We start from the raw sequence: 11439 nt of genomic DNA, 5'->3' as shown, positions 1-11439 counted from the left end.
CAATGACTCAACAATTAACCGTGGCTGAAATGAACGCGCAGCCAGCAACAATGAGCGCCAGCAATGCAATTTTCAATGTACAGGCACTTACCCAACTAACCTCGTTTGCAAACCTCATGGCAGATTCCACAGTCACGGTTCCCGCCCATTTCGTAGGAAAACCAGCTGACTGTATGGCCGTAGTTATGCAGGCCATGCAGTGGGGTATGAACCCATATGCGGTAGCGCAAAAAACGTATCTCGTAGGGGGCGTTCTCGGGTATGAGGCGCAGCTCGTCAATGCTGTCGTCACCAGCTCCAACGTCATTCAAGGGCGCTTCCACTACGAATACGGTGGCGATTGGTCAAAATGCACGAAGACCAAAGAAACCACTATCAAAAAGAGCGGTAAGAATGGCTCATACGAAGTAACGCAGCGTGTGAAAGCTTGGTCCGATGACGATGAGGATGGCCTTTATATCCGCGTAGGTGCAGTGATTCGCGGCGAAGGCGAAATTACCTGGGGGGAGCCGGTTTACTTATCTGGTGTCGCAGTACGTAACTCTCCGCTTTGGGCGACTAATCCAAAACAGCAAATCGCTTATCTTGCCGTTAAATACTGGTCACGCCTGTACTGTCCTGAGGTGATTCTGGGCGTGTACACCCCTGATGAAATTGAAGTGCGCGGGGAAAAAGAAATCAATCCTCAGACTCAGCAGCGCGCCAGCATCAATCAGATGTCCGAGGCGGATGTCAGCCAGCCAGTGGTTGCTGAGCAGTCTCAGGCGGCAGCGCCAGCGGCTGACACCGGAAAACTGGAAGCTGAGTTTATGGCACAGATTGAAGCCGCCGACTCCTGCGAGAAAGCAAAGGCAATACGCGTCGATCTCGATGAGCAGAAAGCGGTTCTGGGTAACTCGCTGTTTACCGCCCTGAAGGGTAAAGCAGTCGCGAAATACCACCAGTTGGATTCACACCACGCAATCGAAGCAGCTCTGAACAGCCTGGATGTTACAGACCCGGATGCCAAGCAGCATTTCGCCCGCGCTGAACAGCTACTTAACAGCCGCAAACAGAAGCTCGGCGCTGAGCTGTTTGAAGCCTTCACCATCACCCTGAACGACCTCCGTCCTGAATTCCAATAACCACCATGCGGGGCAGTCGCCCCGCCCCTCTTGAGGATCAACCTATGAAAGCAGCAGTACGCAAAACCAAACTCTTGAGCATGGTGCCTCTGTCTGAGTACGCCATCGACAAGTTAGAAAAAGCCGGTGACTTTCCGAAGCGCTTCCCGCTGACCAGCCGCGTTGTGGCGTGGGATCAGGAAGAAGTCGAAGCGTGGCTGGATGCACGCAAGCAGAACCCTGAGATGATCGAGCGTGACCCGTCACTGGCGGCGAAGAACGCCAGCAACCCTAACCACCTGAAAGCTCAGCTACGCGCAGAACAGCGCGCCGGGATGTGACCATGAAAGCGTTATCTATCCGGCAGCCATGGGCATGGTTGATTGCCAATGGCTACAAAGACATTGAGAACCGCAGCTGGCGCACTAAATACCGTGGACCGGTGCTCATTCACGCCAGCGCAGCAAAACCTAGTCTTCCGGATTTTTCTGCGGCGCTGGGGATTATGGGCGGATTGGGTTTACTGGCTGAAATGCCACCGCGAGACAGTTTTGCTCGCGGTGGCATTGTGGGCATCACCACGATAACCGGTTGCGTAGATACGTCACCATCTCCTTGGTTTTTTGGTCCGCAAGGATTCATCCTGGCAGAAGGTCGGCCGCTTCCGTTCCTTCCTATGAAGGGCAAGCTTTCATTCTTTGAAACCGGTGTCGAGATATCACCTGACACCTATCGAGACCTGATAGCCAGCAACATAAGACGTGGTGTGGGAGGTCTCTCATGACCATCGGTTACATCAATCTTTCAGCACAAGCAGTGGCCGCAGAACAGCGCGGCGACTTTGCCGAGGCTGCGAAACTCTGGGCGGCAGCCAATGCGCTGGCGAATGGCAAAAACGTTTACTGGTCAGACGAACGCGCCGACTTCTGCCGCAAGGCTGATAAGCGCGCCCATATCAGCACCGGGGAGGCATTCACTCATGAGTGAGCCATCTGAAAAACCAAAGGCCGAACAGCCTTTACTCGATTACAACCGTGCGGCCGGTAAAAGCCGCAACCTGGCTAAGTTGGCAGAGCTGAAAGCGAAGTTGGGGATGAATGGGAAAACGACATGATCAAGCGCCATTTTTTACGTCGAATCTGGGTTTACATACTCTTATTAATCGCCTGCTTCTGGTCGGGTATAGGCCTATTACTTTACACAGCGTGGTGAATATGAATTATCAGCTCATCTATGCAGATCCACCGTGGCGATACGACAACGTTATCAGCAACGGTGCCGCCGGTAATCACTACGGCACCATGACGCTGACTGACCTGATGCGTCTGCCGGTCTGGTCAATTGCCGCTGAGAACGCTGTGCTGGCGATGTGGTACACGGGAACCCATAACGCTGAGGCTGTAAAGTTGGCTGAAGCGTGGGGCTTCAAAGTCAAAACGATGAAGGGTTTCACCTGGGTGAAGCTGACCCAGCTGGCGGAGCAGCACATCAACAAAGCGCTGACCGCCGGTGAGGTTCATGACTTCTACGACTTCATGGATCTGCTGAACACGCAAACACGCATGAATGGCGGTAACTACACCCGCGCCAACAGTGAGGACCTGCTCATCGCCGTGCGCGGCACCGGTCTGGAACGTCTCAGCGCCAGCGTGAAACAGGTGATCCACTCGCCGCTCGGTGAGCACAGTGCGAAGCCGTGGGAAGCGCGTCACCGCCTCGAGTTGCTATACGGTGACGTGCCACGCATTGAACTCTTTGCACGACAGGAAATACCAAACTGGGATACATGGGGGAATGAATCACCAGTCAGCAGCATTGAAATAGCACCTGCGCAGTTCCAGCAACAAAATCAACCGCAAAATATTCCGGAAATTATTCCACGGGAGGACGCAGCGTGACACATAACGAATTGAACGCGCTCGCGGTGAAGTGGCTTAAGCGGCCATCCAGCGGGAACGGCCCCGGCTGTCAGTTGGCCTTGACTGAGGTCGGTGGGCTGTACGGTGGAGAGCGTGCCGATGCTTTTGGTTACCGCTGGGGATTTGACGGCGGTTCAGTGGTTGTCGAATCAAAGGTTAGTCGGTCCGATTTTCTGGCAGACAGGGCGAAGCCACACCGTAACGGTGATAAAGCAGGCATGGGCACCTACCGGTATTACATCTGCCCCGAGGGCTTGATCAGCCTCGATGACCTTCCAGAACGCTGGGGCTTGCTGTGGGTGAACAAACGCGGGCACATCAAACTGAAAGCCGGTCACGTATGCGCCTACCTCGCTTGCGGCTATCGGGGCCACGAACTCGCGCCGTTCTGGCAGCATCCGGCAGACCAGCGTTTCGAGCTGGACATGCTGGCGCACGCTCTGGTGCGGTTTGGGGATCCAGAGGAAAGCAAGCAGCTGGTTCGCGGCGCTCATCGAGAGCGTTCCCGCCTGGCTGCCGAGGTTGACCGGCTCAACGCCGAGATAAAGCAGTACCAGCTCGACCGCTGGAAGTTGCATACCTACGAAATGAAATACGGCGAGTTAAGCCGGACTTGAAAAAATCACTTCTCCTTCTCGATCCACCCATCCACCATATCCGCCCACTGCTGCAACATGTCCCGGCGCTGCTCCGCGTATTCTGCTTTGTTGTAGACTGCGCGGACGCCGCGCTGCTCATGCGCCAGACACTTCTCAATCCAGTCAGTATTAAATCCCGCCTCATGAAGTAGCGTTGACGCCGTCCGGCGCAAGTCGTGGACGGTGAAATGCTCAAAACTCCCTCCCTGCTTTTCTATTCCATGTATCGTTTTATTGATCATCGTATTCAACGCTGGCGCTGACAGAGTTTTGTCATCGCCGAATCTGCCCGGATGAATATAAGCGGCGTTCCCGTATATAACATTCAACCCGACGAGGATGTCATATGCCTGATTGGATAGGTAAACGATGTGCGGCCGTGACATCTTCATTAGTGAAGCCGGAACGGTCAGAGTTCTTTTCTGGAAATCGACCATTCCCCATGTCGCAGACTGTAATTCATTTTTCCTGAGCATCGTGAGAAAGAGTAATTTCAATAGCATCCTCATCGACGGCGCGTTTGCTGTGTTGTTGAGGGCATTAAAAAACACACCTATCTCTTCTTCACTGAGTGACCGGTCACGTGGTTTGAAGGTTGCAATGCTGCTGGAAGGAACTTTTTCAGCTGGGTTATCACCTTCGTAACCGCGAGCCTGCGCGAACCTGAAAACTTTAGACACGATATCCCTCACCAGAACAGCTGTTGCCGGCGCACCATTGTCGCGGATCTTCTCGCAATGTTCGCGCAGCATTGTAGGGGTGATTTCATTCATTATCATCCGGCCATACTTCTGAGTGATGTGATTATCAATTGTGGCCTGCCTCATTGCCAAAGTTGACGGAGCACCCTCCCACATCGCCTTCCATAAAAGAACGAAATCAGTGAATCGACTGGCGTTCCTGACAACTGATTTTCCCTCTCTCTTTTTGGCAGCCGGAGACTGACCGGCATCCAGCATTTTTTTAGCAGTTCCAAGCCGGTCTCGGGCTTCGGCCAAAGTTATACCGCCGGAGCCGTACTTCCCGATCGTCAGTGTTTCGCGTCGCCCATTGATACGGTAGTCGTAACGGAAGCTGACGGTACCGCCTGGCGATACCGCGACGTACAACCCGTCTCTGTCTGAAACCTTATACAGCTTGGCCTGCGGCTTGAGGCTCTTTAATTTTGTGTCGGTCAGCATTGTGATTACTCGGAGGTGATACCGTCATTTGATACCAAAATGGTGACGGTAAAAGATGAATAAACCTACCTCGAAAATCTCATACCGTCAAAATAACCGACGGTAAAATCATGCTCTCTGAAATGGTGGTCAATCGTTAAAAAGAAAAGAGGCGTCAGAATCACTGAGCGCCTCTTATAGATTTGAATCGCAGCCAATCGTTAAAATGCCTTGGTTTATAATGGTTATTTTACATGCAAGTCGTTTTAAGAGTTTACCTTTGATATGCGCAGGCGATCCACATTCCAAAACAGGGTAGAATGAGACGGTGTTTCTTTTTAGTTAACCTGAAATTTTTCAACTCATTAATAGCTTCGGGAAGAGTCGATATGCGCACTGTACTCAATATTCTTAACTTTGTTTTGGGCGGCTTCTTCACGACACTGGCCTGGTTATTCGCCACTCTGGTCAGCATTGTGCTGATTTTCACCCTGCCGCTGACCCGCTCTTGCTGGGAGATTACCCGTCTTTCGCTGATGCCCTTTGGCAACGAAGCAGTGCATGTAGACGAACTATATCCGGAAAAACGTAACGCGCTGATGTCCGGTGGCGGAACCTTATTGAATATCTTCTGGTTTATTTTTTTCGGCTGGTGGTTATGCTTGTCACACATTCTGGCCGGCATCGCTCAATGTATCAGCATAATCGGTATACCGGTGGGTATCGCGAACTTTAAAATCGCTGCCATCGCACTCTGGCCAGTGGGACGCAGAGTTGTCTCTGTCGAACTGGCAAAACAAGTCCGTGAAGCCAATGCCAACCGTCAGTTAAAAAACGGACGCATTCGCTGATTTTTCATTTTTTGATATTAACCGTGGGGTTTTTCCGTGCTTTCTATTGCACCGGGTTTGAGGCGTTATGCCTATAACAGCAATGTGCTTTACCACATCCGGATTTTCATTGCGCTGGCGGGTGCCGCCGCGATGCCCTGGTGGCTGGGTCAGATAACGCTGACGATTCCTCTCACGCTCGGCGTCGTGGCCGCAGCGCTGGCCGATTTGGACGATCGTCTGGCAGGCCGGTTGCGCAATTTGCTCATCACGCTGGTGTGCTTCTTTATCGCGTCAGCGTCCATTGAGTTGCTGTTCCCCTACCCCTGGTTATTCGCGCCGGGGCTGATGATTTCTACCTGTGGTTTTATCCTGCTGGGCGCGCTGGGGCAACGCTACGCAACGATTGCGTTCGGAGCCTTGCTCATCGCAATTTACACGATGCTCGGCACCAGCATGTATCACATCTGGTATCAGCAGCCGCTGATCCTGCTGGCCGGCGCGATCTGGTATAACCTGCTGACGCTGGCCGGACATATTATTTTCCCAATCCGCCCGTTGCAGGATCAGATTTCCCGCTGTTTCAGTCAACTGGCGGCTTATCTGGAAGCCAAAGCGACGCTTTTTGACCCCGATCAGGAAGACAACAATCAGCAACTGGTGGAGCTGGCCATGGCCAACGGCCAGCTGGTTTCTACGCTGAATCTGACAAAAAACACGCTGCAAACCCGTCTGAAAGGAGACCGCGGGCAAAAAGGCACCCGGCGTACACTGCACTATTATTTTGTCGTGCAGGACATTCATGAGCGTGCCAGTTCATCGCATGTGAAATACCTCAAACTCAGCGAGCAGTTTCATCACAGCGATATCCTTTTCCGCTTCCAGCGACTGATGAGCATGCAGGCCCGCGCCTGTTTGCAGCTTTCTCAGTGCATTCTTTATCGCCAGCAATATACGCATAACAGCCAGTTTGAGCGGGCGTTTTCCCGTCTTGAGGAAGCGCTGAAACGGCTGGAAACGCAGGGTGAACATCGGGAAATGCTGCAGGCTTTACGCCATCTGCTGCGCAACCTGCACGCGATTGACGCGCAGCTGGCGAATCTCGAATCCGAACAATCATTGCCCGAAAATCAGACCGGTAAGAGCCCGTTTGTCGACGATAAACTCACCGGGCTGGATGATATCTGGTTGCGGATCTCGCGCCATTTCACCCCACAATCCGTGTTATTCCGCCATGCGGTGCGTATGTCTGTGGTGTTATTCGTCGGCTACGTTTTCATTCAGGTCAGCGGCCTGAGTCACGGCTACTGGATTTTGCTGACCAGTCTGTTTGTGTGTCAGCCTAACTACAGCGCAACCCGCCGACGGCTGGCCTTGAGAATTATTGGTACGCTTGCTGGCATTGCGATCGGTATTCCGATCTTGTACTTCGTGCCGTCGGTTGAAGGGCAAATGATCCTGATTGTGATCAGCGGATTATTGTTCTTTGCCTTCCGCACCGTGCAATACGCGCAGGCGACCATGTTCATCACCTTGCTGGTATTGCTGTGCTTCAACCTGCTGGGTGAAGGTTTTGAGATCGCCATACCTCGCATCATCGATACGCTGATTGGTTGTGCGATTGCCTGGGCCGCCGTGACGTTCATCTGGCCTGACTGGAAATTCAGGCAGATTGATAAAGTCGTCAGTAAGACGTTCGACGCCAACTGCCGGTATCTGGATGCCATTCTGGTGCAATACCATCAGGGTAAAGACAACAGCCTCGATTATCGTCTGGCACGCCGTGACGCGCATAACTGCGATGCGGAACTGGCATCCGTTGTGTCGAATATGAGCTCAGAAAAGAATAACAACCCCGCAACGCTGGAAGCGGCGTTTCGCTTACTGTGCCTGAACCACACGATGCTAAGTTATATTTCGGCGCTGGGCGCGCATCGTGAAAAACTCAGCGATGCCGAAACCCTGAGCCTGCTCGATGACACCGCTTGTTGTGTTGACGGAGCATTGCACCATCTGCCTTCAGAAGCCGGAAGGATACAAAAAGCCCTTGAGCACCTGACGGCAAGGATACAAATGCGCACAACGGATTCCGACAGTAAAGAACAGCTCGTTTTGCAGCAAATCGGATTGCTGGTGGCTCATCTTCCTGAGCTCACCAGTCTTAACAATAAAATTCTGCCCGCTCAGAGCCAGGACTGACAGCCTGTCCGGGTGCCGGTAAAATTAGTGCATCGTGTCTGTAAACTGCTCTTGCTGATGATTAAACCAGTGAGTCAATGTTTCTCTGGAAGCCATCGGCAAAGCAGCCTCATGAAATCCCAAAATGGCACCTTCCAATGCCATTAATAAGTTGAGGCCCAGGTTCTTCTTTTTCATCGCACAGAGCTTGAGGTAGGTCTTGCATGCCCCCTGCGTGCGAAGATCTCCCGAGTTTGCTATCCCCACCTGCCAGAGCAGCCTTTCCAGAGCCAGAGAGAGATTCGGTAAATCTTTGAGTCGCCCGGCTTCATTGTTTTTGCGCACTTCGATTTCTCGCAACATCCCTCTCAGTGAGTATTTACCCAGTTTTCGCACAACCTCAGGGTCTTCCCACTGCGTCAGGTTCACCTTGAAATAACGTAACTTCACATCCATTCCGCGCTTACGATAAATCAGTCTTTCCATTTTCTTGCGACAAAAATGTGCCTCCGTTTCAGCACTGGCGCGCAGATACAAATCTCCGTCGGAGACCAGTGCAAACATGGCCCCATCGGCAGATAAACTAAAGCCACCGAACTGGGTACGAGTACGGATTTTGCCCAAAGGAGCAAAAATTGCCATACACTCAAGCACTCTTTTTTTTGACTGATTTATCATTGCGTTATCCTTTTCATGTTCATTCCTTACATCCCATTTAAATTACCCGTACAGCTAAAAGCAAAATACTCAATGTCGGGATGTGCAACAAACATAAAATGCAGCCGGAGGTTATTCCCTTCAAAATTTGCGAGACGTCTTGGAAAAATTGGGTTGATCTTTGCTCACCGCCAGAGTACTGTACATTCATACAGTAACCTACTGGGGTATAACACTATGCGCACTCAACATCTTACAAATCATCATTTTAGTCAGCCCGCTTTGCCCGTCGCTCACACACAGGTAAATTCGTCTGCGTCCTTGAATAATGGTCTGATCACTGAGTTCGTTTATAGTGCGAGCCAGCCAGCATTTGCGCAGTTACTTCTGCCTTTACTGCAGCATTTGGGTATGCAATCGCGCTGGCTGTTATGGCTGACACCGCAGCAGAAACTGAGCCGCCACTGGTTATCCCAGTCGGGTTTACCGGTTGATAAAATGGTGCAGGTTAATCAGATCACCGCGATGTCGACAGCTGATGCCATGGAAAAAGCACTACTGACCGGTAACTACAGTGTCGTGCTTGGGTGGTTACCCGATTTAAATGATTCAGAAAGAGAAAGACTGCAAATTGCAGCGCGTCAGGGAGGGTCTTACGGGTTCATTATGAAGCCAACAAATGAGCAGAATTCAGTGAGTGGACACCACTCCACAGTAAAAATTCACTCCTCAATCTACCATTAGTTCAAAATAGGAATGTTCCTATGAAAATACTGCGGAACTTAGTGATTTGTGCTGAAACGAGCACTAAACCCAGTAAAAACGGGTATTCCGGCCTCTGATTTTCTGCAAGTTTTGTCAACAAATAGTCAAAGCCGTTAAAAAATGTGTACGTTTTTCCCTTTTTTTCCACGGTGTTAACACTTCAAGCTTGTAAGTTTCGCGCCACGTTGTAGACTTTACAACGCCAAGGTTGCTCTATAATGCCAACGTAAAGTGGCAAGTTCTTCACTGAAGCAAGAACCTTGGCGTAAGGATTTTAACCAAGGGCTTAAAGCTTAAAGCTCAATTGCCTATTTGGATGATAACGAGGCGCAAAAATGAAAAAGACAGCTATCGCATTAGCAGTGGCACTGGCAGGTTTCGCTACCGTAGCGCAAGCCGCCCCTAAAGATAACACCTGGTATACCGGTGGTAAATTGGGCTGGTCCCAATACCATGACACTGGTTTCGCAAACGCTTACAAAGGTATCGGCAACGGCCCTACCCACGACAGCCAACTGGGTGCAGGTGCGTTCTTGGGTTACCAAGCAAACCAATACCTGGGCTTTGAAATGGGATATGACTGGCTTGGCCGTATGCCTTACAAAGGCAGCGTGAGCAATGGCGCGTTCAAAGCACAAGGCGTTCAGCTGGCTGCTAAACTGAGCTACCCACTGACTGACGATCTGGACATCTACACCCGTCTGGGTGGTATGGTTTGGCGTGCAGATTCAAAAGGTTACCACGGTGACACCGGTCTGCGCGTAAGCGACCACGACACTGGTGTTTCTCCACTGGCAGCAGTGGGTGTTGAATACGCTGTAACCAAAAACTGGGCAACCCGTTTGGATTACCAGTGGGTTAACAACATCGGCGACGCTCAAACTGTTGGCGCGCGTCCAGACAACGGCATGCTGTCTGTAGGTGTTTCTTACCGTTTCGGTCAGGATGATGTTGCACCAGTTGTTGCTCCGGCACCAACTCCAGCACCAGCTCCAGTTGTGGAAACTAAGAAATTCACTCTGAAATCTGACGTTCTGTTCAACTTCAACAAAGCGACTCTGAAACCAGAAGGCCAACAGGCCCTGGATCAGCTGTACAGCCAGTTGAGTTCAATCGATCCTAAAGACGGTTCAGTTATCGTTCTGGGTTATACCGACCGTATCGGTTCAGAACAATACAACCAGAAACTGTCTGAGCAACGTGCACAGAGCGTAGTGGATTACCTGGTATCTAAAGGTATCCCTTCCAACAAGATCTCTGCACAAGGTCAAGGTAAATCTAACCCAGTTACTGGTTCTACCTGTAACTCCGTTAAAGGCCGTGCTGCTCTGATCGACTGCCTGGCACCAGACCGTCGTGTTGAAATCGAAGTTAAAGGCTACAAAGACACTGTTACTCAGCCACAGGCTTAATAACACTCTTTTGCTTTAACGACAGATATTAAAAACCCCGCTTCGGCGGGGTTTTTTTATGCTTTGGATTGAGCAATCGTAGATAAAAGGCGCGGATTTCAGCCGATGAAAGAAGAACGATCAGAGATCTTGGTTACCAAGGATTTGCTGCAGGTCTTCTTTCAATGAAGACATCTGATTGGCGTATTTTTCTTTTCGTTCTGCATCTTCGAGCAACTGAATGATGGTATCAGACAGGGTCACTTCCCGACGTTGTGCAAGCGCAGCCAGGCGCTGCCAGACAAGGAATTCTAAATCGATGGATTTCTTACGGGTGTGCTGATGTTCGGCATTGAAATGACGTTTTCTGCGTGCGCGAATGGTTTGTTTGAGACGATTTTCCAGCGCTGGATTCATGTTATTAACTATCCAGTCAGCAACCTTCACGGGCTCATTTTCCAAACTGAGAAGTTGATTCACGGATTCCTGTGCGGCACTGTTTTCGAGATGTCGGGTGATCCGCTCACCTTCCCGGTGTTTTTTCACCAGATACTTCCATTTCCAACCGCTTTCAAGATTTTCCAGTTGCTGATATTTCATCATGAACTCTTCGGTGACCCCGTAACTTTACTAAGCATAACAGCTTTATTTCAATTTTCACCCCAAAAAACTCTGCCTATACTGTCCATTTTTTGCGCACCTGTTCAGCAATGTGCACTCACACCTATTCAGTTGCGACTCTCATTGTATGCAGCCGGATTTATTCTTGTATAATCGCTCTTTCCCTTTTTATAGAAA

General features: G+C 50.8%; 14 protein-coding genes. 11 read left to right on the top strand and 3 right to left on the bottom strand.

Going from position 1 to position 11439, the window contains the following annotated elements:
* The first annotated feature begins 2 nt into the window (after positions 1 to 2).
* The 7 genes from ACM5QY_RS12480 to ACM5QY_RS12450 all read left to right on the top strand — a co-directional run bounded on the left by ACM5QY_RS12480 (position 3) and on the right by ACM5QY_RS12450 (position 3639).
* Positions 3 to 1124, top strand: coding sequence for a RecT family recombinase (locus tag ACM5QY_RS12480; protein ID WP_416120920.1), 1122 nt, complete (start codon positions 3 to 5; stop codon positions 1122 to 1124).
* 44 nt (positions 1125 to 1168) lie between these two features.
* Entirely contained in the window at positions 1169 to 1444 is a 276-nt protein-coding gene (locus ACM5QY_RS12475; RefSeq protein ID WP_416120918.1) for a helix-turn-helix transcriptional regulator, read from the top strand.
* Between the two features lie 2 nt (positions 1445 to 1446).
* Entirely contained in the window at positions 1447 to 1887 is a 441-nt protein-coding gene (locus ACM5QY_RS12470) for an ASCH domain-containing protein (RefSeq protein WP_416120916.1), read from the top strand.
* Complete coding sequence (locus ACM5QY_RS12465) at positions 1884 to 2090, top strand: ANR family transcriptional regulator (RefSeq protein WP_416120915.1); 207 nt, start codon at positions 1884 to 1886, stop codon at positions 2088 to 2090. Before ACM5QY_RS12470 ends, ACM5QY_RS12465 begins: the two co-directional genes overlap by 4 nt.
* Positions 2083 to 2217: a hypothetical protein gene (locus tag ACM5QY_RS12460; RefSeq protein ID WP_416120913.1), complete on the top strand. Its 135-nt coding sequence runs from the start codon at positions 2083 to 2085 to the stop codon at positions 2215 to 2217. The genes ACM5QY_RS12465 and ACM5QY_RS12460 overlap by 8 nt, the downstream gene beginning before the upstream one ends.
* Before the next feature lie 100 nt (positions 2218 to 2317).
* Positions 2318 to 3001, top strand: a complete 684-nt coding sequence (locus ACM5QY_RS12455; protein ID WP_416120911.1) for an MT-A70 family methyltransferase — start codon at positions 2318 to 2320, stop codon at positions 2999 to 3001.
* Positions 2998 to 3639 (top strand): adenylosuccinate synthase, encoded by a 642-nt coding sequence (locus ACM5QY_RS12450; protein ID WP_416120909.1) that lies wholly within the window; start codon positions 2998 to 3000, stop codon positions 3637 to 3639. Before ACM5QY_RS12455 ends, ACM5QY_RS12450 begins: the two co-directional genes overlap by 4 nt.
* A 5-nt stretch (positions 3640 to 3644) precedes the next feature.
* Here the strand turns inward: ACM5QY_RS12450 and ACM5QY_RS12445 are convergent, their stop codons facing one another.
* On the bottom strand, positions 3645 to 4841 hold the full coding sequence (locus tag ACM5QY_RS12445) for a tyrosine-type recombinase/integrase (RefSeq protein ID WP_416120907.1): 1197 nt from the start codon (positions 4839 to 4841) through the stop codon (positions 3645 to 3647).
* A 368-nt stretch (positions 4842 to 5209) separates the two neighbouring features.
* Between ACM5QY_RS12445 and ACM5QY_RS12440 the strand changes: the two genes are divergently transcribed.
* The gene (locus tag ACM5QY_RS12440; protein ID WP_416120905.1) at positions 5210 to 5671 is read left to right on the top strand and encodes a YccF domain-containing protein; all 462 of its coding nucleotides are present in this window, start codon (positions 5210 to 5212) and stop codon (positions 5669 to 5671) included.
* Positions 5672 to 5707: 36 nt separating this feature from the next.
* Positions 5708 to 7849 carry a YccS family putative transporter gene (gene yccS, locus ACM5QY_RS12435; protein ID WP_416120903.1) on the top strand — a complete coding sequence of 714 codons (2142 nt, stop codon included), beginning with the start codon at positions 5708 to 5710 and terminating at the stop codon, positions 7847 to 7849.
* A 24-nt stretch (positions 7850 to 7873) separates the two neighbouring features.
* Here the strand turns inward: yccS and ACM5QY_RS12430 are convergent, their stop codons facing one another.
* Positions 7874 to 8506 (bottom strand): TfoX/Sxy family protein, encoded by a 633-nt coding sequence (locus tag ACM5QY_RS12430; protein ID WP_416120901.1) that lies wholly within the window; start codon positions 8504 to 8506, stop codon positions 7874 to 7876.
* Positions 8507 to 8722: 216 nt separating this feature from the next.
* Between ACM5QY_RS12430 and sulA the strand changes: the two genes are divergently transcribed.
* Together sulA and ompA are read left to right on the top strand one after the other, a co-directional pair.
* The gene (gene sulA / locus ACM5QY_RS12425; protein WP_416120899.1) at positions 8723 to 9229 is read left to right on the top strand and encodes an SOS-induced cell division inhibitor SulA; all 507 of its coding nucleotides are present in this window, start codon (positions 8723 to 8725) and stop codon (positions 9227 to 9229) included.
* A 356-nt stretch (positions 9230 to 9585) separates the two neighbouring features.
* The gene (ompA, locus tag ACM5QY_RS12420; RefSeq protein ID WP_416120897.1) at positions 9586 to 10662 is read left to right on the top strand and encodes a porin OmpA; all 1077 of its coding nucleotides are present in this window, start codon (positions 9586 to 9588) and stop codon (positions 10660 to 10662) included.
* Between the two features lie 120 nt (positions 10663 to 10782).
* Here ompA and matP read toward each other — a convergent pair whose 3' ends face one another.
* Positions 10783 to 11241, bottom strand: a complete 459-nt coding sequence (matP, locus tag ACM5QY_RS12415; protein ID WP_416122877.1) for a macrodomain Ter protein MatP — start codon at positions 11239 to 11241, stop codon at positions 10783 to 10785.
* Positions 11242 to 11439 lie beyond the last annotated feature (198 nt).

The sequence above is a fragment of the Rahnella sp. PCH160 genome, assembly GCF_047784855.1.
Lineage (GTDB): Bacteria > Pseudomonadota > Gammaproteobacteria > Enterobacterales > Enterobacteriaceae > Rahnella.
The sequence above is the reverse complement of the archived record's forward strand: the minus strand, read 5'-3'. Positions and strand labels throughout refer to the sequence as shown.

Bases quoted from the DNA above. Each gene is read 5' to 3' on its own strand.
- ACM5QY_RS12460 (WP_416120913.1), top strand. From the start codon at position 2,083: ATGAGTGAGCCATCTGAAAAACCAAAGGCCGAACAGCCTTTACTCGAT.
- ACM5QY_RS12475 (WP_416120918.1), top strand. From the start codon at position 1,169: ATGAAAGCAGCAGTACGCAAAACCAAACTCTTGAGCATGGTGCCTCTG.
- ACM5QY_RS12480 (WP_416120920.1), top strand. From the start codon at position 3: ATGACTCAACAATTAACCGTGGCTGAAATGAACGCGCAGCCAGCAACA.
- ACM5QY_RS12465 (WP_416120915.1), top strand. From the start codon at position 1,884: ATGACCATCGGTTACATCAATCTTTCAGCACAAGCAGTGGCCGCAGAA.
- sulA (WP_416120899.1), top strand. From the start codon at position 8,723: ATGCGCACTCAACATCTTACAAATCATCATTTTAGTCAGCCCGCTTTG.
- ACM5QY_RS12470 (WP_416120916.1), top strand. From the start codon at position 1,447: ATGAAAGCGTTATCTATCCGGCAGCCATGGGCATGGTTGATTGCCAAT.
- matP (WP_416122877.1), bottom strand. From the start codon at position 11,241: ATGAAATATCAGCAACTGGAAAATCTTGAAAGCGGTTGGAAATGGAAG.
- ACM5QY_RS12445 (WP_416120907.1), bottom strand. From the start codon at position 4,841: ATGCTGACCGACACAAAATTAAAGAGCCTCAAGCCGCAGGCCAAGCTG.
- ACM5QY_RS12430 (WP_416120901.1), bottom strand. From the start codon at position 8,506: ATGATAAATCAGTCAAAAAAAAGAGTGCTTGAGTGTATGGCAATTTTT.
- ACM5QY_RS12455 (WP_416120911.1), top strand. From the start codon at position 2,318: ATGAATTATCAGCTCATCTATGCAGATCCACCGTGGCGATACGACAAC.
- ACM5QY_RS12440 (WP_416120905.1), top strand. From the start codon at position 5,210: ATGCGCACTGTACTCAATATTCTTAACTTTGTTTTGGGCGGCTTCTTC.
- ompA (WP_416120897.1), top strand. From the start codon at position 9,586: ATGAAAAAGACAGCTATCGCATTAGCAGTGGCACTGGCAGGTTTCGCT.